Raw genomic sequence first — 19,321 nt, 5'->3', positions numbered from 1 at the left:
TGAGCATTGTTAGCGGCTGCCTTTGGGTGCTGGCGTTCAGCGGTGCGGTACAGGCTCAAACCTTCGAATCTGACCCGCAGGGCGCCGATGATCTTGTGGAGCTCTATACCTCGGAAGGGTGCAGCAGTTGCCCGCCAGGCCGATGCCTGGTTGAGTTCGCTGGTCGATGACCCCCGGTTGTTTCGCAGCTTGTTCCCGGTGGCTTTCCATGTCGATTACTGGAATCGCCTGGGCTGGCCGGATCGTTTTTCGTCCGCGCGTTTTACCGAGCGTCAGCGCACTTATGTACAGCAGGGTCATGTTATTAACCCGGCGGGTTAATAACATGAAGCAGGGATGCTTCATCATTGGTCGCAGGCCAATGCGAACGCCAGAAAAGCCAGCAAGTCCATGCACTTGCGCTAGTTTTTCTGGCGTGACGGACAAATAGGGAGGGAACCTATTTGTCCACCGGGTTGATAGCCAGGTGTACACACCTGGACTGGTGGTGAATGGGCAGGAGTGGCGCGGCTGGCTGCAGGGGCAGCGCCGCTGGCAGGTGGCGCCGGTGATGGCGGGGGCTTTGGCGCTCGATTATCAGTCGGGTCGGCTGGAGGCACGTTACAGCGCCGGTGTTGCAAAGGTCGGCAATGTGGGTAAAAGCACGCTGCACCTGGCGCGCCTGGGTATGGCATTAGAGGCTGAGGTCGGGGCGGGTGAGAACAGAGGGCGCAGCCTTTCCCATGACTTTGTAGTGCTCGATTATCACCGGCTGGAGTCTGTTGGCGGTGACTGGGCGCTGGATCTGGGGGTCATGCCTGATCAGGGGCAAAGTCGTTCCGTACTGGTCGCCTGGGTAAGTCAGGGCTCTGATCTGCAGCCGCTGCAAATAGCTGGCGGCTATATTGAGCCTGACTTGTAACAGGATTCGGTTTGGATGGGTCTTTTCTTTAAGCAGGAATAAGGATGTGGATTCAGCGTGAAATTCGGCTGCGACCCCGAGAGCGTGGCTTTCATCTGATCACCGACGACATTGTACGTGAGCTACCGGAACTTGGTTGCCTGCAGCTGGGTCTGCTGCATCTGTTCATCAAGCACAGCTCCGCGTCGCTGACGCTCAACGAGAATGCGGACCCCGCGGTACGGCGGGATCTGGAGGCGTATTTTTGCCAGCTGGTGCCGGAAAATGCTGCCTGGTGCACCCATCTGGACGAAGGGCCGGATGACATGCCGGCCCATGTCAAAGCCAGCCTGCTGGGATCCAGTTTGATGATTCCCGTGACTGCGGGGCGCCTAAATCTGGGTATCTGGCAGGGAATCTATTTGTGCGAGCACCGGGCCCGTGGCAGCAGTCGACACCTAGTGCTCACCTTGCAAGGAGAGTGAGCATGGGCCTCTGCCGCCAGGGTCAGGCTTCGGGCGTGCCGTCAGGCTTGGTGGTTTCCCTGTCATTCAGGCGTGCCGGGGTGTTGAGCGCTTCCAGCTGCAACAGGAGTCCGCTGTGATCTACACCCTCAAGGCCGCGTTCAACCAGTTGGCCAAACTGGGCGAAGGCCTGCTCGGTCAAGGGTAATTGCAACCCTTGGGTGCTGGCGGTATCCAGAATGGTCTGCAGGTCCTTGAGTTGCACCCGGGCGGTTCCGCCTGGCATAAAGCTGCGATCAATCATGCGCTGACCATGCAGTTCCAGTATGCGGCTGCCGGCGAAACCGCCCAGCAGGGCTTCACGCACAGCGGCCGGGTCTGCGCCGCCTTGTGCGGCCAGCAGCAGGGCTTCTGCCACGGCGCCGATGGTAATGCCGACAATTGCCTGGTTGGCACACTTTGCCAGCTGACCAGACCCTGCCGGACCTATGTAGGTGGCGGCCTTCCCAAGGCAGGCGAAGAGCGGGCCTGCACGTTCAAAGTCGCCCCTGTCGCCGCCGGCCATAATGGACAGGCTAGCCTGTTCCGCGCCGACGGTACCGCCGGATACGGGGGCGTCAAGATAACCATGGCCGCGTTCGGCCAATTGCGCGCTGTGACGCTTGGCCAGTTCAGGCGGGATTGAGCTCATGTCGATAATTAGCGCGCCAGGCTTGAGTGCCGCCAGTGTCGTATCACTGAAGACGACCGCATCCACGACTGGGCCATTTTCCAGCATGCTGATAACGATATCGGCATCTTTGACCGCTTCATGGGGCTGACTGCAAGGTACCGCGCCCTGGCTGCGCAGCGCGTCGGCCTTGCTGAAGGTGCGATTCCAGGCGTTGAGCGGATAGCCTGCACGCAGCAGGTTGAGGGCCATGGGGTGGCCCATAAGGCCGATTCCAAGAAATGCGATGCGGGGTTTGTTCATTATTGTTGTCACAGGCAGTTGGTTGGCTTGGGTAATCCGGCCAGGCGTGCCGCCAGCTTTGCCGGGCTGTCGGGAAACAGCTTAAGCAAATAGATGCTGCGGCCCTTTTCCGGTCCCAGGCTCAGGCTGACAGCCTTGACCAGTGGGCGCATGGCCGGTGCATGCTCAAAGCGCTGGTAAAAGTCGCGCAGCAGATAGAGTACTTCCCAGTGGGCGTCGCTCAGCGGCAGCGGAATCTCGGCGGCCAGGGCTTCGGCGACCTGTGGCGACCATTGCGAGAGATCGCGCAGGTAGCCTTCGTTATCCAGTTCAATGCGCTGTTCGTTCAGTTGCAGGTGCGTCATGTCAGTACCAGCTGATGACCCGGGTATGTTCGCAGCACAATTGCACGAAGCCGGCATCATCCGCCTGTGCAATGTTACTTGCGAGCCGGCTGTCGAGGCCGCGTGCAGCGACATCGGCGGCAAGTGCGCACAGAGTGACGCCGGCAGGCCATGCAATTGGCTGCCCCGCCAGGGCGCAATAGACGCCGTCTTCGATCAGCAGCAGGGTGTCGCCACTGCTGCAGGCGCGCAGGCAATCGGCTAGCAGAGCGGTATTGGAGGGAGCGCGATTCAAAGTATGCAGGGTCATGGTCAAAAACTCAGTACCACATCGTGGTTGCGAATCAGTTGTGCAATGGCGTTACTGTCGAGCAGCTGGACCGGCAGCAGGCAGTCATCAGGGCCGAGTCCGCGGCTGCGCAGGGCGCTGTCGCAGACATACAGCTGATCAATATCGTACATTGGCAGGGCGCTAAGTGTTGCGCCCAGGTTCTTCTGCTGGATGCCCGCGGGCTGTTGCGCTTGCAGCAGCTGGTAAACACCGTCATCGAGAAACAGCATACTGACGGGCTGCTCGAATACCGCAGTGGTCAGTGCTGTATCCAGCGCATCCCGGGCATGGCTGCTGCCATAGGGTGGGCGGCGACTGATGATGAGAAAACGCTTGTTTGTACTCATGTCAGGCTCCGAAAGTGATCAGTCGATCGGACACTATGGCCGCCTCGGCCAGCTGACCAAGACCCGAAAGCTCAAAGTCTTGCTGCAGGTTGTGGCCAGGCTTTTCATAGCGGCGAGCTTCGTTGGCGTCCAGCAGGCCACGACGCACGGCGGCGGCGATGCACACAACCAAATCAAGCTTGTGGGTCTGCGCCAGTGCCTGCCAGCGGGCGGGCAAGTTGGGTTCGTCCTGTGGCGGTGCCGCCAGAGCTGTGGCGCCATGCACGCCATCGCCATAAAAGAATACGCGGTGAATGCTGTGTCCCTGGGCAAGGCAGGCAACTGCAAAGCGATAAGCCGTTTCTGCGCCCTGATGGCTGTGGGGTGCAGCATAAACCAGCAATGAAAAAATCATTTTCAACCTGTCGGGCAGAGCCTGTTAAATGAAACAGGCGTCAGTTCATGTTCGCAGTGCCAAGGCGTTACTGTTTCGAGCAACTCCCTGATTCAGAATGCAAAAGCCCCGCTATCTTAGCAAAGATAGCGGGGCTTGGCAGTCGCTTTGCCTGTTACCGATCAGTGATCGGTGCCAGGGTTCAGTCGCTGCTGGTAACGCCCAGAATATGCAACAGGCTGAGGAAGATATTGTAGATGGATACGTAAAGCGTAACCGTCGCGGAGATGTAGTTGGTTTCGCCGCCGCGCACGATCGACTGTGTTGTCAGCAGTATGGCACCGGCCGAGAACAGAATGAACATCGCACTAATGGCCAGCGCCAGCGCCGGCATCTGCAGGAAGATGTTGGCGATAACGGCGACGATCAGCACCACAAAGCCTGCCATCATCATGCCGCCAAGGAAGGACAGGTCCCGCTTGGTGGTGAGGGCGTAGGCCGAGGTGGTGAAGAAGGTCAGGGCGGTGCCGCCCAGGGCCATCATGACGATTTCAGAACCGCCGCGGGCCATGACCATGTTGATGATCGGGCCGAGCGTATAGCCCATGAAGCCCGTCAGCAGGAACACGAACAGCAGACCCAGCGAGCTGTTGCGGTTCTTTTCGGTCAGGTACAGCAGGCCGTAAAAGCCCACCAGTGTGATAATCAGGCCCGGACGGGGCAGGGCCATGGCTGCAGCAACACCCGCAATAATGGCAGACCATGCCAGCGTAATACCCAGCAAAAAGTAGGTGTTACGCAAAACCTTGTTGGTTGCCAGAGCGGATGAACTGTATGCATCGTTATTGATGGTACGAACGTTACGCATGGTTTCCCTCGATTGATTTCAGTCCGATTAGGGACATCATGCCCTTTATGTATGAATTTACAAGTCTTTCAACTATTTGACTTACCGATTATTCCACGTACACTATGCGCCGCAAGACTTGGTGGGGTGGCTGAGTGGCCGAAAGCACCGGTTTCGAAAACCGGCGAGTCGTAAGGCTCCCAGGGTTCAAATCCCTGCCCCACCGCCATCTCCTTGTGTTCTGGATCCCGCCTGAGTCTGATAAAACACCATGTCCGAGCTGAAGATCCTGTTTGAGGACGAATACCTCGTCGCTATAGACAAGCCTTCGGGGCTGTTGGTTCACCCGAGTTGGATTGCCCCTGCCTATACCCCCAATGCCGTTGCCCTGTTGCGTGATTACCTGCAGGACACTGTCTACACCATCCATCGTCTGGACCGTGCCACTTCGGGCGTCATCTTGTTTGCCAAGCAAAAGCAGGCTGCCCATGACATGAATCTGGCCTTTGCCGAACGTCAGGTACGCAAAACCTACTTGTGTGTTACCCGTGGCTATACGCCGGAAGAAGGTCTGATCGATTACGCGCTTAAGCCGATTTTCGACAAGAAAGCCGACCCTTTTGCGGATCCGGACAAGCCTGCCAAAGATGCGCAGAGCGAATTTCGCCGCCTGGGGACTATTGAGCTGCCCTTCGCAGTGAGCCGTTATCCCAGTGCCCGCTATTCCCTGGTGGAGGTGAAACCTCGCACCGGGCGCAAGCATCAGATACGGCGCCACATGAAGCATATCTTCCATCCGCTGGTCGGTGATACCGCCCATGGCGATGGCAAGCACAATCGTCTGTTTCGTGAAAAATTCGATCTGCACCGTCTGCTACTGATGGCAACTGAGCTTGAGTTTACCCACCCGGTCAGCGGTGAGGTTGTTAGTCTGCAGTGCCCGGTCGATGCCGCCTGTGATCGATTGTTCCAGCGTTTCGAGTGGGATGGTCTTTATTTACGCTGAGGCAATTGGACGCACTGGTTTGCAGATATCGGTTGTCTTGTCTCTTCTGTCTGGCTTTGCTTCGCCGCACTAAACCTGGGTTTTAAGTTGCTATTTGGCGACAAAAGTCGCAAGTTTGCTGTGTTTGCTTACCGAATTTTCCGAACAGGGCAGAAAAACCCGCACTGGTGCCATTAAAGCGGCCTGCACTATTCTTTCTGCAGGGTAAATTACGTATTCTTGCCCCGCGAAAACATAATTCACAGAGAACGACGGTAGTTACGATAGATGAGCACGCGGCTGGCTGACATACTCAAGCAAAAGAACGGATTACGCATCGGTATTATTGGTGCCATGGATCAGGAGGTCGAGCTGCTGAAGTCGGCCTTGCAGCAGATCGAGGAGCACCAGCATGCGGGCTATTCGTTCTTTACCGGTCAGATGCACGGGCAATCCGTTGTGCTGCTCAAATCGGGTATCGGCAAGGTCAATGCTGCGGTGGGCACGGCGCTGCTACTGCAAGTGTTCAAGCCGGACTGTGTCATTAACACTGGGTCTGCCGGTGGTTTTGATGCCGGGCTTGAGGTCGGTGATATCGTCATTTCGACTGAAGTGCGGCACCACGATGTCGATGTCACGGTGTTCGGTTATGAGCCCGGCCAGGTGCCAGGCTTGCCCGCCGCATTCGAGCCTGATCTGCTTTTGGCGCAGACTGCCGAGCAGTGCATCGGTCAAATGCAGGGCATGAAAACCGTGCGCGGCCTGATCGCAACCGGTGACAGCTTTATGAGTTGTCCCAAGCGGGTGGCCAAAACCCGGGCGCTGTTTCCGACGATGAAAGCAGTTGAAATGGAAGCTGCGGCGATCGCCCAGACCTGCCACTGCTTTGATATTCCCTTTATTGTTATTCGGGCCCTGTCCGATATCGCTGGCAAAGAATCGAACCTGTCGTTTGATCAGTTCCTTGAAACAGCCGCCACCCATTCGGCGCAAATGGTAATGGCTATCGTCAAGAGCCTTTCGGCTCAGGCAGCCAGAGCCTGATTCATAGATTCTGCAAATAGATTTTCAGCTCCACAAACACCACGCCAATGTGCAACAGGCGGTGTTTGTGGAGCTGTTTTCGTTGGGGCGCTGAATATTTAATCAAAGCGCCTCAGTGCTGACTGCCTGTTTCAGGGATGTTGTGAACTGATCAGTTCTGGATCTTGGAAATAGCGCTGCGTTCGCAGCTTGTCCCCTCCCATTTGTGCGCCTCTCAATAGCCCCATTAATACTGAAAATGCCTCTGTTTGGTGCGTTTAGTGTCTGAATGGGTATTGTCACAGTATTCCCTGTATCTTTAATGCAGCATTTGTCTGCGCACAGCGGTCACCGTCGCGCCTGATGATGGTTTGATGTGTCATAATGTCGCTTGCTTGCGACGATATATGTCTATTGAATACAATGCGGCTATATAACAATAACAGCTAAACTTTGGTCAGCTTCTGATTAGGTCAAGAGCACTCGTTCTCAGGGTGCCATGCAAGCCAGTACAGGCAGTTTATTGATCAGAATCTCTTTAGTGATGCGGTATATCAAGAGGCCTGGCTTTGAGTGATTTATTGACGGTAAAGGATCTTCGTGTCTCATTCCGCCTGCCGGAAGGTGTCATCGAGGCGGTCAAGGGTGTGTCATTCAGCGTGGCGCCCGGTGCATCTGTGGCGCTGGTTGGCGAATCGGGCTCCGGCAAGTCGGTGATCAGCCAGGCAATCATGGGGCTGTTGCCAAAAGCCGGTGTCATTGATTCCGGTGAAATTCTGTTTCGCGATCCGGAAACTGGTCAGACGGTCGATATCGCCGCGCTACACCGCGACAGCGCTCATATGCGCTCTATTCGTGGCGGGCGTATTTCGGTTATCTTTCCTGAGCCCAGTACCTCGCTCTCGGCGCTGCACACTATTGGTGATCAGATCAGTGAAGCCCTGCGCTTGCACCGCAGTGTTGGTAATGCCGAAGCGCTTGAGCTGACCCGAGACATTCTGCATCTGGCGGGCTTTGCCGATGCCCGTCGTGCCCTCAAAACCTATCCGTTCGAATTGTCAGGTGGCCTGCGTCAGCGCGCCATGATCGCCATGGCGCTGGTGTGCCATCCGGCGCTGCTGATTGCCGATGAGCCCACCACGGCGCTGGATGTCACCATCCAGGCGCAAATTCTCAAGCAGATCCGCGATCTGCAGCAGGAGCTCAAAATGGCGCTGCTGCTGATCACCCATGATTTGGGCGTGGTTGCCAATATGGCCGAGGAGGTCGTGGTGGTGTATCACGGCGAGCTGATGGAAGCTGGCACCCTGGATCATATATTTCGCCAGCCATCCCATCCGTATCTGCAGGCGCTGCTCAAGGCGGTGCCGCGTTTTGGCATGCGTCCGGATGAGCGTCTGGTACCTATTCGCGAAATTCGCCCCAATACGGACAACCTGCACACCCCCAAGCACCCGTTACCCGCTACTGCGGATTTGGACAAGCCCATCCTGATCGTGCGCAATATTCGCAAGCAGTTCCGCATTCGTTCGGCGTCTGCAGGGTCCGCGTCCAATATTCTCGCGGTGGATAATGTCAGCTTTGATATTAAGCGCGGCGAGTGCCTCGGGCTGGTGGGGGAGAGCGGCTGTGGCAAGACAACGCTAAGCAAAATTCTGATGCGGGCGCTGGATCCGGATGAGGGCAGTGTCAGTTTTTACGACGGGCATCGGGATATGGACCTTGCGTCCCTCAAGGGGCAGGACTTGCTGGATTTTCGCCAGCGCATGCAGTTCGTGTTTCAGGATCCGTTCTCGTCACTCAATCCACGCATGACGATTCTCGATATTATCACCGAGCCTCTGGTTATCCACGGCATTGGTACGCACCAGGAGCGTCAATCACTGGCGCGGGAGCTGATGGAGCTGGTTGGGCTGGATGTGCGCTATCTGCAGCGCTACCCCCACAGTTTTTCGGGTGGGCAACGCCAGCGTATTGGTATCGCCCGCGCTCTGGCACTGAGCCCTGATCTGATTATCTGTGATGAGCCCGTGTCTGCGCTGGATGTTTCGGTGCAGGCGCAGATACTGAATCTGCTGAAAGATCTGCAGGCGCAGCTAGGGCTGACCTACCTCTTTGTCAGCCATAATCTTGCTGTGGTTGACTATATTGCGGATCGTATTGCTGTCATGTGTCGTGGGCAGTTGGTGGAAATTGCCCCCAAAGCGCAGCTATTTAGTCGCCCTTTGCATCCTTATACCCAAACCCTGCTTAGCGCGGTGCCTGATCCCAATCCGGATCACCTGCTAGACTTCGAACGACTGATGCTTGATCGTGCGTCCTGTCCGGAAGACTGGCCCATGCCATTTACCCACCATCCGGATGCCCCCGCATCCCTGATTGAATTTGAGAAAGGTCATTTTGTCCGTGTTGTGGCCGGTACGCGCCCCGAGGAGCTGGTAGCATGAAATTTTTTGACTGGCGTTGTGGTCTGGTTCTGCTGTCGATGCTGGGTGGCAGCTTCGGCGTCATGGCGGCCGGTTATTCCCAGGCGCCTTCGCTGGATGCGCGAGTGGCCAGCGGTGACTTGCCGCCGGTAGAGGCGCGCTTGCCCCAGGTGCCTCTGAAGATGGACTTCGCGGCTAACGGTCAGCAGGTGGGGGAATATGGTGGCCGGTTGTCGATGCTCATGGGCAAGGAAAAAGACACCCGGCGCATGACCGTTTATGGTTATGCGCGCCTGGTACGCTATGACGAAAAGCTTAACCTGGTGCCGGATATCATTGAATCTGTGCATGTGGATCGGGATAGGGTCTTTACCTTCCATCTGCGCCCCGGTCACCGCTGGTCCGATGGCTCACCCTTTACCTCGGACGACTTTCGCTACTGGTGGCAGGATGTCGCCAACAACGATCAGCTCTACCCGGTGGGGCCGCCTGCCGAGCTGATGATCAACGGCAAGTTCCCTGAAGTCAGCTTTCCGGATGCCGTTACGGTGCGCTACGCCTGGAATGACCCTAATCCAGAATTTCTGGCCCATCTGGCGTCTGCCACGCCGCTGTACCTGTATGCACCGGCGCACTACCTGAAGCAGTTTCACATCAAGTACACCGAAGCCTACAAGCTCGCCGAGCGGGTGCTGGATGAAGGCAAGCGTGACTGGGCCGCGCTGCACACCAGCATGGGCCGGCTTTACCGGGCCGACAATCCCGACCTGCCGGTGCTGCAGCCCTGGCATCAGACTACAGCAAGCCCCAGCAGTCGCTACCTGTTTGAGCGCAATCCGTTTTTCCACCGTGTGGACCCAGAAGGCAAGCAGCTGCCCTACATTGATACCGTCATAATGGGGATCACGGAATCCAAGCTGATATCGGCCAAGGCCGCCACCGGAGAAACCGATTTGCAGGCGCAGTATCTGCGCTTCAACGATTTCACGCTGCTAAAGCGCAATGAAAAGGACTACAAGTACCGGGTCACGCTCTGGCCTATTGCCAAGGGTGCGCACCAGGCGCTCTATCCCAACCTGAACCACAACGACCCCGTCTGGCGTGCGCTGTTTCGCGATGTGCGTTTTCGCCGCGCGATATCAATGGGTATAGACCGCCATGAAATCAATCAGGTGATCTACTTCGGTATGGCAGTCGAGGGACAGAACACGCTGCTGGAGCGCTCGCCGCTGTACAAGCCGGAATACCGCACCAGCTGGACTCAGTTTGATATCAAGCAGGCCAATAAGCTGTTGGATGAAATAGGCCTGACCGAGAAAGACATTAGCGGTACACGCAAGCTGCCGGATGGGCGCTTGCTGGAAATCATTGTAGAAACCTTTGATGGCACCAGCGAGCAGGCCGACGTGCTGCAGCTGATTGCCGACAAGTGGCGCCAGTTGGGTATCAAGCTGCATATCAAACCTTCCAATCTCGATAACGTGCGCCGCCGTGTCTATGCCGGTGAAACCCTGATGACGATTTCATCGGGGCTTGAAAACGGTATCGCCACGGCGGCCAATTCGCCCCACGAGCTGGCGCCCGTGCAGCAGGATTATTACCAGTGGCCCAAGTTTGGCCAGTTCAGGGAAACCCATGGCGTGGCGGGGCTTGCGCCCGATTTTCCTGAAGCCCAGCAGCTAATGAGCTTGCTGGACGACTGGTACCGGGTGGACTCTACCGAACAACGCCGTGATATCTGGCAGCAGATGTTGCAGATTAATGCCGACAACCTGTTCAGTATCGGTATTCTGGCCGGCGTCATGCAGCCTGTTACCATTAACAGCCGTCTGCATAATGTGCCGGACAAGGGGATCTGGAACTGGGATCCCGGCGCTCACTTTGGTCTCTATTCGCCCGATACTTTCTGGTTCGAGCAGGGCGCGGCGCACTGATGATGCTGAGATATGTCTTTCGACGAGTGCTGATGATGATTCCGACACTGATCGTGATCAGTGTGCTGGTGTTTACCATCATCCAGTTGCCGCCTGGCGACTATCTGACCACCATGGTCAACGAGCTGCAGGCTCAGGGCGAGAACGTCAATCAGGAACGGGTTGCCTACCTGCGCGAGCAGTACGGTCTTGATCGCTCCGGTGTTGAACAATATTTCCACTGGGTTTGGGGCATGCTGCACGGCGACATGGGGCATTCCTTCGAACATGACAAGCCGGTCAATGAGGTGGTGGGGGACCGCATGTATCTGACCATGCTGGTGGCCTTCGTGACGACACTGTTCGTCTATGTGATGTCGTTCCCCATTGGTGTCTATTCCGCCGTACGCCAGTACAGCATTGGTGATTTCACACTATCGTTTATCGGTTTTATCGGTCTTGCGACCCCCAATTTCCTGCTCGCGCTGGTGCTTATGTATATGGCGAAGGCCTACTTTGGCACCGATATAGGCGGTTTGATGGATGCCCAGTACATTGATCAACCCTGGACCACGGACAAGGTTATGTCGGTGCTGGCGCATCTCTGGGTGCCGGTGCTGGTAATAGGCACCTCGGGCACCGCTGGGATGATTCGGCGTTTGCGGGCCAACCTGCTGGATGAGCTGCACAAGCAATATGTAGTGACCGCCAAGGCCAAGGGGCTGGGGCCGATCAAGGTACTGGTCAAGTATCCGTTGCGCATGGCGCTGAACCCCTTTATCGCCGATATAGGTAACCTGTTGCCTGAAATGATCTCAGGTGCGGTTATCGTCTCGGTGGTGCTGGGGCTTGAAACCACAGGACCCATGCTGCTCAAGGCGCTGCAGTCGCAGGATATGTATCTGGCGGGTAGCTTTTTGATGTTTATTTCGTTGCTAACGGTTTTTGGCACCCTGATTTCGGACCTTGCGCTGGCGGTACTTGATCCGCGCATTCGGCTCGATGGGGGGCGCAATCGATGAGCCGCGAGCCGTTGGAGCACTACGTAAATCCCGCGCCATTTAATCCCTATGCGGCGCTCGAGCTGACGCCTGAGCAGGAACGTTACTACATGGCGTCGCAGTGGCGCCTGGTCTGGTGGAAGCTCAAGCGCCATCGCCTGGCGGTGATCAGCGGCAGCTTTCTGGCGCTGATGTACTTGATCGTGATCTTTGCCGAAGCCGTAGCGCCTTATCAGCTGGAGGCGCGCCACGTCGATTATCTGTTCGCGCCGCCGCAGGAAGTGCACCTTTTCGATGAGGGCGAGTTCCGCGGGCCCTTTGTCTACGGCATAGACGTAACCCTGGATATGGAGCGCCTGCAGTGGGTCTATCAGGAGGACCGCAGCCAGGTGAATCCGATTCGCTTTTTTTGTGTTGGCAATGACTACCCGGGCGCCGGTTACGAATTCTGGGGTTTGTTTGACGGTAGCTTCCATCTGGTGTGTCCTTCACCGGACGCGCCCATGTTCCTGCTGGGAACCGATCGCATGGGGCGGGACATGCTGTCACGCATTGTCTATGGCGCGCGAATCTCCCTCACCCTGGGGCTGATCGGTATCTCTATCAGCTTTTTCCTTGGCATCACCATTGGCGGTGTGGCGGGCTACTATGGCGGGGTCGTGGATAATATCGTCCAGCGTATCATCGAGGTCATACGTTCGTTCCCGATGCTGCCGCTGTTGATGGCGCTGTCGGCGATACTGCCTGTGACCTGGCCGCCGACGCTTATATTCCTTGGTATTACGGTCTTGCTGGCGTTGCTCGACTGGCCGGGCCTTGCCCGTGCCGTGCGCTCAAAGCTGCTGGCACTGCGAGAAGAGGACTTCTGTGTGGCGGCGCAGCTGATGGGGGCCAAACCCGGGCGAGTCATTATGAAGCATCTGATGCCCAGTTTTCTGAGTCACCTGATCGCCTCGGCCACGCTGTCCATTCCCACCATGATTCTGGGTGAAACCGCACTGAGCTTTCTGGGTTTGGGCTTGCGCCCGCCGGTCACGAGCTGGGGTGTATTGCTGAACGAAGCCCAGAACATCAATTACGTAGTGCTCTATCCCTGGCTGCTGTATCCGGTTATCCCGGTGATTATGGTAGTGCTGGCGTTCCAGTTCCTGGGGGATGGTTTGCTGGACGCCGCTGATCCGTACAAGCATTAATTAGCACGATAGCGGCGTGACTGAGGCTTTGAGTGGGGACGCTCAGGGCTGCAGCCAGGCCTTGATCTGCGCTATGCGCTCCGGCGAGTCCCATTCGTGGCCGCCGGTTACGGTTTCCAGCAGCGCGCCTTCTCGATCATACAGGTAGCTCATCGGCAGTCCGGGAATGCCCAGTTCCTGAAAAGCGCTGCCCGACTCATCCAGCAGTATCTCAAAGGCCAGCGGCGTATCCAGCTTTTGTCTGAAGCTGGCTATCGCCTCGGGGCTTTCGCCGACGTTCACCGCCACGACCGCCAGATCAGTACTGTCGAAGTGCTGTTGCAGTCGTGTCATGGAGGGCATTTCGCGGATGCAGGGTGGGCACCAGGTGGCCCAGAAATTTAGCAGCAGCAGCTTGCCGCGGTACTGCTCCAATGGTGCAGGATTGCGCTGCAGGTCGGCAAAACTCAATTCATAGACCGATTCCGCAGCGTTTGCGGGTGTCAGGCTGGTTATGGCGATTTCAGTGGCAAGGGCGAGGCCCAGCAGGATCGACTTCATGGCAACATCCTCTGTGTCCGGTGGCCCAGCTTAACAGGCCTGTCCTGTGGCGTCACCGCCGTTACCTTGCTGGTCAGGCGGGGTCTAAATATGGCATAACAGGGGCCCACAAACAGTGCATAGGATATGACATGAAGCTGGCATTTCTGGGATTGGGCACCATGGGGTATCCCATGGCGGGCCATCTGCAAAAAGCGGGTCACGACGTTTGCGTTTATAACCGTACAGGGGCCAAGGCGCAGCAATGGGTCGAGCAGTACGGTGGCACCCTGGCTGATACCCCGGCCCAGGCTGCAGCCGGTGCCGACATCGTTTTCTCCTGTGTGGGCAATGATGCAGATCTGCGTCAGGTAGTTACAGGTGAGCAGGGCGCTTTTGCCGGTATGAAAGCCGGTACGCTGCTGGTGGATCACACCACGGCATCGGCGGACGTTGCCCGTGAGCTTGATCTGGCGGCCCAGACGCAGGGTTTGCGCTTTGTTGATGCGCCCGTGTCGGGAGGGCAGGCTGGCGCGCAGAATGGCCAGCTCAGCATTATGTGCGGTGGGGCGGCGGATGCGTTCGCAGAGGCTGAACCGGTGCTGGCGGCCTATGGCAAATCGATTCGACTGCTCGGCGTTGCCGGTAGTGGCCAGCTGGCGAAGATGGTTAACCAGATCTGCGTCGCAGGCGCGGTGCAGGGGCTGGCGGAAGCGGTGCACTTTGCCAAGCGCTCGGGGCTCGATGGCCGTGCGGTATTTGACGTTATTCGTCACGGCGCGGCGGGATCCTGGCAGATGGATAACCGCCATGAGGCCATGCTCGATGGTGAGTTCGACTTTGGCTTTGCGGTCGACTGGATGCGCAAGGATCTGGGTATTACCCTCGATGAGGCGCGCAACAACGGTGCTCGCTTGCCGTTAACCGCCTTGCTGGATCAGTTTTACGGTGATGTTCAGGCGATGGGGGGCGGGCGTTGGGATACCTGCAGCCTGGTGAAGCGGCTGGAGCAGGATTAAGGCGCCGTTGGCACTGGACTTATGCGGTGCTTTCCTTATAATCCGCAGCCAGATTTGTACAAAAAACACACTAAATGAGGATTGGCTCCATGACTCTGATCGACAAATACAGCCTGGTTTCCTTCGCTCCTAGCGTTCTGATCATTGCAGGCTGCGTGGCTTTTGTTGTTGTAGGTATCAATTTCCTGCGCAAGAACATCGCCCGTGATGAGGCTGCGGCCATGACTGGCAACGCTCAGACTCGATAAGAGCTGCCATCTGTTGTTGTCTGGCCTGCTTTCTGCAGGCTGGGCAGGCTTCCCAAGCCAATTGACGCTTCTCTGCTTCCGCCTTCTATTTCACCCCTGTACCTTACTCTCAAAAGCATTCCCAAAAGTATCGCAGGCTTTGTCTGTGTAGCGTCTTAACATCGGTACAAAATACCCTTGCTCAATTCCGAGTGCGTTGTTGCATCAGGCACTGTCTGGTAAGCGATGTGGCGATGCCATTGCTGTGGGTTTTCATAGGTAGCAGGCAGGGTATAAAGGAGTGGAAGATCGTGTTGACTGTGGGGTTGGGGATTGCAGGGAAGGCGACTGGCCCGAAAGACGTTTCGGGCCAGAGCTGGTGCTTCAAGGCTGTCTCTAATGGTTGTATCAGCGGTTGGGCAGGACATCCTTGAGCTGGGCGTGGATTTTCAGCAGGCTCTTCTCGGTGGTGTCCCAGTCGATGCAGGCATCGGTTACGGATACGCCGTATTTGAGTTCGCTCAGATCCGCCGGAATGGACTGGCTGCCCCAGCCAAGGTTCGATTCGATCATCAGGCCGATAAGGGACTTGTTGCCCTCCTGAATCTGATTGGCGACGTTCTCAGCTACCAGGGGTTGCAGGGCCGGATCCTTGTTGGAGTTGGCGTGGCTGCAGTCGACCATGATGTTGCGCGCCAGTTTGTTCTTTTCCAGTGCCTGTTCGCACAGTGTTACGTTGACCGAGTCATAGTTCGGTTTGCCGCTGCCGCCGCGCAGCACCACATGACCGTACTGGTTGCCCTTGGTGCGAATAATGGAGACTTCCCCGCCCGGGCTTATGCCGAGGAAATTGTGCGGGTGACTGACGGACTGCAGGGCGTTGATCGCCACGGCCAGACCACCGTCGGTGCCGTTCTTGAAGCCAACAGCACAGGAGAGACCCGAAGACATTTCGCGGTGTGTCTGGGATTCGGTGGTACGGGCGCCTATGGCGGACCAGGAAATCAGATCCTGCATGTACTGCGGCGAAATCGGATCCAGTGCTTCGGTGGCCAGTGGCAGGCCCATTTCCGACAGATCCAGCAGCAGTTTGCGCGCAATGTGCAGGCCTTCCTCGATGTCGAAGGAGTCATCCATGTGCGGGTCGTTGATCAGACCTTTCCAGCCCACGGTGGTGCGGGGCTTTTCAAAATAGACGCGCATAACCAGATAGAGGCTGTCTTTGACCTGCTCGGCCAGGGCCTTGAGACGCTTGCCATACTCGATGGCCGCGACCGGATCGTGGATGGAGCAAGGGCCTATGACGACAAAGAGGCGGTGGTCCTTTTTGTCGAGAATGTCACGGATAACCTTGCGGCCTTCCATCACGGTTTCGGCCGCAGCATCGCTGATCGGCAGTTTCTGTTTCAGTGCATCGGGTGTGATGAGTACTGATTGGGAGTCAATATTCAGGTCTTCTACGCGGATATCAGTCATGCCCTTTCCCTGCAGCAGTGCTGTGCTGCTTCTTTATTACTTCTTAGCGAATCTTTTTAACACATTAATCAGGCGGTTATAAGCCCAAGCAGCCCCATGTTCCGGGCTGGTGGTACAATTGTGCCTACAGCTAAGCTATTGATAGCGAACTCATAGGCGCCTGTGTGGTCTATTGGCTGCCATTTCGATCAATCTGTGGAAACTGGAATCCTGTGCACTGTTATTTCTCTGTATTAGTACGTCGCTGTCTTGGGTTCATGCTGCTGTTGCCGCTTGCGTTTGTGGCACAGGCAGGTTTGTTTGACAAAAATCCCTTTGCTGCGGCTGATGGCCCCCTGCAGGTTGACGAAGCCTTCAGGCTGGACGTTGAGCCCCTGGAAGATGGCCGCGTCAAGCTGCTCTGGACCATAGCGCCGGATTACTATCTGTACCGCGATCGCATGGAGTTCAGTAGCACCACGCAGCGCTCCGAGGTGGTGCGGCGCGTTAATGCACCGGCACTGGAGAAAGACGACCCGCTGTTTGGCAAGGTGTGGGTCTACCATGAGTTCGCCGAAGTCGATTTGCAGCTGGCAAGCCTGACAGGAGCGACCACCGATGATACCCTGGCCGTGACCTACCAGGGCTGCTGGGAAGGTGGCATCTGTTACCCGCCTGTGACCCAGGATATAGAGGTGGCGGCTATCGCCGTACTGGCCGCGGCTGATGCTGATGGCAGCGCCAATACCAAAGTCGATCTAGCTAAAGTGGCCGAGCCTCTGGCCCCTGCAGGCAGTGCAGTTGCAGCCCCCGCGACAACGAGTTACGCAGCGAGCGCTGTCACAAGCAGTCTCACAAGCACGGCCGTGCTGGCAGGACCCGTCAGCGAGCAGGACCGTTTTGCCGATCTGCTTAGAAACGCCAGTCTTACAGTTACCCTGGGGGCCTTCTTTCTGGCGGGCCTGGCGCTGGCATTCACGCCCTGCGTCTTTCCGATGATTCCCATTATTTCCAGCATCATTGCCGGCCATGGTACGCGCATGACCACGGGGCGGGCCTTCAGTCTGTCGCTGGTGTATGTATTGGCGGTTGCCGCCACCTATACTCTGGCGGGGGTGCTGGCGGGTCTGTTTGGCGCCAATATTCAGGCGGGCTTCCAGAACCCCTGGATCGTAGCCATCTTTGCCGGCATCTTTGTGCTGCTGGCGTTGTCGATGTTTGGTTTTTACGAGCTGCAGCTGCCGGCGAGCTGGCAGAGTCGACTGACCCGGGCGAGCAACCGTGGCAAACCCGGCAGCCTGCGCGGTGTTGCGCTTATGGGTTTGCTGTCGGCACTGATTGTCGGTCCCTGCATGGCGGCGCCCCTGGCCGGTGCCCTGATCTATATAGGCCAGACTGGTGATCCGGTGCTCGGTGGTCTTGGGCTCTTCTTTCTCAGTCTCGGCATGGGGGTTCCATTGCTGCTGGTGGGTGCATCGGCTGGCAAACTACTGCCCAGAGCCGGAGCCTGGATGACATCGGTCAAGGCGGGCTTTGGTGTGCTGATGCTGCTGATGGCCATCTGGATGCTGGATCGCATCATTGCCGATCAGCTGACCATGGCCTTGACGGCAGTGGTACTCGTGGTCTCGGCGGTCTACATGAATGCGCTGGATCGCCTGCCCGATGTGAATGGCGGCTGGCACCGGCTCTGGAAGGGCGTCGGGCTGGTGTTACTGGTGTACGGTGTTGCGCTGATGGTGGGGCTATTTGCTGGCAGTCGCAGCCTGGTGTACCCGCTGCAAGGGCTCTCTGGCGGCCAGAGCGTTGCTGCCCAGGCGCTGCCGTTTCAAAAGGTAACCTCCATGGCGCAGCTGGAACCCCTGCTGGAGCAGGCGCGGCGCAATGCTCAGCCGGTGATGCTGGATTTCTTCGCCGAGTGGTGTGTGTCCTGTTATGAGCTGGAGTATGTGACCTTCAATGACGATGGCGTGCGCCAGGCGTTGTCCGGCTATCAGCTGATCAAGGTGGATGTGACAGCTAATGACGAGGCGGCCAAGGTGCTGAATCGGGAGTATGGCGTTATAGGTCCGCCGGCGTTGCTGTTTTATGGTGCCGATGGCACCTTGCTGCCGCAGCTGACGGTGGTGGGCGTGATGGGTGCCGATGACTTTGTACGTCATGTCGCCCGGGTGCCGGGTTAAGAGGCTGTTCGAGAATACTCAAGTTACTGCGAACCACCTGAGTTTGGCTGTTTTTTGTGCTGATGCATGGGGTGTAATGGGGTTGCGGGACACGTGCTTTTGCAGGGTCTCTCAGGGTGCTGATGAGCGAAGCGAATCGCACCGTTTACCCAAGTGAATTGTTTCGGGGGCGTACCGTCATGTGGCGTGCTGACGGACGCTTCGAGGCGGTTGAATGTCCGTTTTTCGCCTGTCGGCGACATACTTTCTTTGCTCGTGCAAAGAAAGTATGCAAAGAAAGCACGCCACCCATCAGCCGGCCTGCGGCTGCACTGCGCGCCAGAATCATGCCCCGGACGCCGCTAAGAGGGCATCCATGCCCTCAATCGGCGGCTCGACAGTCCCTGTCTCGCCCCTTCGGGTCTGATCGGAGCATAATCCCGGTGCTCGTCGGCTGCTGAAGCGGATGGGAGCCGCTCTGCCATATCGGTGGGATCCCCAAGTCTGGAATTAGACCACGTCAACGAAACACTTATCTGTCGATCGAGGTTGCTTTGAGTGCTGCCTTACTTCGAGGTGGCCGGATATGGGTCGATGTAAGATGAAAGTGCTCTAGGAGGCTGTCCGACAATACTCAACCTACTGCGAGCCACCTGAATTTGGCTGTTTTTTGTGCCGTTTTGCGTTAAATAGAACCACTATTCGCCTTAAAACACCGCAAAAAACCGCTCAAATCAGTCGGCTCTCGCTACGGCCAGCATTCTCGGACAGCCTCCTAGGAGGCTGTTCGACAATACTCAACCTACTGCGAGCCACCTGAGTTTGGCTATTTTTCGTGCTGTTTTGCGTTAAATAGAACC

The 19,321-nt window shown here is 57.1% G+C and carries 20 protein-coding genes and 1 tRNA gene; 13 read left to right on the top strand and 8 right to left on the bottom strand.

Annotated features, from left to right (window positions below; genetic code table 11):
* The first annotated feature begins 87 nt into the window (after positions 1 to 87).
* The 3 genes from MPRO_RS11670 to MPRO_RS11660 all read left to right on the top strand — a co-directional run bounded on the left by MPRO_RS11670 (position 88) and on the right by MPRO_RS11660 (position 1,365).
* Positions 88 to 321, top strand: a complete 234-nt coding sequence (locus tag MPRO_RS11670; RefSeq protein WP_067292262.1) for a DUF1223 domain-containing protein — start codon at positions 88 to 90, stop codon at positions 319 to 321.
* 145 nt (positions 322 to 466) lie between these two features.
* Positions 467 to 901, top strand: coding sequence for a DUF1223 domain-containing protein (locus MPRO_RS11665; RefSeq protein WP_067292258.1), 435 nt, complete (start codon positions 467 to 469; stop codon positions 899 to 901).
* A 44-nt stretch (positions 902 to 945) separates the two neighbouring features.
* Complete coding sequence (locus MPRO_RS11660) at positions 946 to 1,365, top strand: secondary thiamine-phosphate synthase enzyme YjbQ (RefSeq protein WP_067292250.1); 420 nt, start codon at positions 946 to 948, stop codon at positions 1,363 to 1,365.
* A gap of 22 nt (positions 1,366 to 1,387) precedes the next feature.
* Here the strand turns inward: MPRO_RS11660 and MPRO_RS11655 are convergent, their stop codons facing one another.
* From MPRO_RS11655 to MPRO_RS11630, 6 genes are all read right to left on the bottom strand, one after another.
* Positions 1,388 to 2,317, bottom strand: coding sequence for an NAD(P)-dependent oxidoreductase (locus MPRO_RS11655; RefSeq protein WP_067292247.1), 930 nt, complete (start codon positions 2,315 to 2,317; stop codon positions 1,388 to 1,390).
* A gap of 8 nt (positions 2,318 to 2,325) precedes the next feature.
* Positions 2,326 to 2,661 (bottom strand): TusE/DsrC/DsvC family sulfur relay protein, encoded by a 336-nt coding sequence (locus MPRO_RS11650; RefSeq protein ID WP_067292245.1) that lies wholly within the window; start codon positions 2,659 to 2,661, stop codon positions 2,326 to 2,328.
* 1 nt (position 2,662) lies between these two features.
* Complete coding sequence (tusB, locus tag MPRO_RS11645; RefSeq protein ID WP_067292241.1) at positions 2,663 to 2,950, bottom strand: sulfurtransferase complex subunit TusB; 288 nt, start codon at positions 2,948 to 2,950, stop codon at positions 2,663 to 2,665.
* A 2-nt stretch (positions 2,951 to 2,952) separates the two neighbouring features.
* The gene (tusC, locus tag MPRO_RS11640) at positions 2,953 to 3,318 is read right to left on the bottom strand and encodes a sulfurtransferase complex subunit TusC (RefSeq protein WP_067292238.1); all 366 of its coding nucleotides are present in this window, start codon (positions 3,316 to 3,318) and stop codon (positions 2,953 to 2,955) included.
* Position 3,319: 1 nt separating this feature from the next.
* Positions 3,320 to 3,712, bottom strand: coding sequence for a sulfurtransferase complex subunit TusD (tusD, locus tag MPRO_RS11635; RefSeq protein WP_067292234.1), 393 nt, complete (start codon positions 3,710 to 3,712; stop codon positions 3,320 to 3,322).
* A 181-nt stretch (positions 3,713 to 3,893) separates the two neighbouring features.
* Positions 3,894 to 4,559: a Bax inhibitor-1/YccA family protein gene (locus MPRO_RS11630; protein WP_067292231.1), complete on the bottom strand. Its 666-nt coding sequence runs from the start codon at positions 4,557 to 4,559 to the stop codon at positions 3,894 to 3,896.
* Between the two features lie 120 nt (positions 4,560 to 4,679).
* Between MPRO_RS11630 and MPRO_RS11625 the strand changes: the two genes are divergently transcribed.
* The 7 genes from MPRO_RS11625 (at position 4,680) to MPRO_RS11595 (ending at position 13,079) form a co-directional block, all read left to right on the top strand.
* Positions 4,680 to 4,767 (top strand) — tRNA-Ser (locus MPRO_RS11625).
* Positions 4,768 to 4,809: 42 nt separating this feature from the next.
* Entirely contained in the window at positions 4,810 to 5,544 is a 735-nt protein-coding gene (locus MPRO_RS11620) for a pseudouridine synthase (RefSeq protein WP_067292227.1), read from the top strand.
* A gap of 267 nt (positions 5,545 to 5,811) precedes the next feature.
* Positions 5,812 to 6,567 carry a 5'-methylthioadenosine/S-adenosylhomocysteine nucleosidase gene (gene mtnN, locus MPRO_RS11615; RefSeq protein WP_067292224.1) on the top strand — a complete coding sequence of 252 codons (756 nt, stop codon included), beginning with the start codon at positions 5,812 to 5,814 and terminating at the stop codon, positions 6,565 to 6,567.
* A 548-nt stretch (positions 6,568 to 7,115) separates the two neighbouring features.
* Positions 7,116 to 8,993 (top strand): ABC transporter ATP-binding protein, encoded by a 1,878-nt coding sequence (locus MPRO_RS11610; protein ID WP_067292221.1) that lies wholly within the window; start codon positions 7,116 to 7,118, stop codon positions 8,991 to 8,993.
* Positions 8,990 to 10,906 (top strand): ABC transporter substrate-binding protein, encoded by a 1,917-nt coding sequence (locus MPRO_RS11605; RefSeq protein ID WP_067292218.1) that lies wholly within the window; start codon positions 8,990 to 8,992, stop codon positions 10,904 to 10,906. Before MPRO_RS11610 ends, MPRO_RS11605 begins: the two co-directional genes overlap by 4 nt.
* A complete protein-coding gene (locus tag MPRO_RS11600) occupies positions 10,906 to 11,907 on the top strand; it encodes an ABC transporter permease (protein ID WP_227819874.1) in 1,002 nt (333 codons plus the stop codon). The genes MPRO_RS11605 and MPRO_RS11600 overlap by 1 nt, the downstream gene beginning before the upstream one ends.
* Positions 11,904 to 13,079 (top strand): ABC transporter permease, encoded by a 1,176-nt coding sequence (locus MPRO_RS11595; RefSeq protein ID WP_067292215.1) that lies wholly within the window; start codon positions 11,904 to 11,906, stop codon positions 13,077 to 13,079. The genes MPRO_RS11600 and MPRO_RS11595 overlap by 4 nt, the downstream gene beginning before the upstream one ends.
* A gap of 42 nt (positions 13,080 to 13,121) precedes the next feature.
* On the opposite strand, the gene MPRO_RS11590 is transcribed toward MPRO_RS11595, so the two are convergent.
* Positions 13,122 to 13,619, bottom strand: coding sequence for a TlpA disulfide reductase family protein (locus MPRO_RS11590; protein ID WP_067292212.1), 498 nt, complete (start codon positions 13,617 to 13,619; stop codon positions 13,122 to 13,124).
* A 131-nt stretch (positions 13,620 to 13,750) separates the two neighbouring features.
* Between MPRO_RS11590 and MPRO_RS11585 the strand changes: the two genes are divergently transcribed.
* Both MPRO_RS11585 and MPRO_RS26085 read left to right on the top strand, forming a co-directional pair.
* Complete coding sequence (locus tag MPRO_RS11585; protein ID WP_067292208.1) at positions 13,751 to 14,617, top strand: NAD(P)-dependent oxidoreductase; 867 nt, start codon at positions 13,751 to 13,753, stop codon at positions 14,615 to 14,617.
* 89 nt (positions 14,618 to 14,706) lie between these two features.
* Positions 14,707 to 14,865: a hypothetical protein gene (locus MPRO_RS26085; protein ID WP_173645508.1), complete on the top strand. Its 159-nt coding sequence runs from the start codon at positions 14,707 to 14,709 to the stop codon at positions 14,863 to 14,865.
* A 387-nt stretch (positions 14,866 to 15,252) separates the two neighbouring features.
* Here MPRO_RS26085 and MPRO_RS11580 read toward each other — a convergent pair whose 3' ends face one another.
* Positions 15,253 to 16,320: a 3-deoxy-7-phosphoheptulonate synthase gene (locus tag MPRO_RS11580; protein ID WP_067292205.1), complete on the bottom strand. Its 1,068-nt coding sequence runs from the start codon at positions 16,318 to 16,320 to the stop codon at positions 15,253 to 15,255.
* A 296-nt stretch (positions 16,321 to 16,616) separates the two neighbouring features.
* On the opposite strand from MPRO_RS11580, the gene dsbD reads away from it, so the two are divergent.
* Positions 16,617 to 18,482, top strand: coding sequence for a protein-disulfide reductase DsbD (gene dsbD / locus MPRO_RS11575; protein WP_245635088.1), 1,866 nt, complete (start codon positions 16,617 to 16,619; stop codon positions 18,480 to 18,482).
* The last annotated feature ends 839 nt before the right edge of the window (positions 18,483 to 19,321 follow it).

This window comes from Marinobacterium profundum (assembly GCF_001528745.1).
Lineage (GTDB): Bacteria > Pseudomonadota > Gammaproteobacteria > Pseudomonadales > Balneatricaceae > Marinobacterium_A > Marinobacterium_A profundum.
The sequence above is the reverse complement of the archived record's forward strand: the minus strand, read 5'-3'. Positions and strand labels throughout refer to the sequence as shown.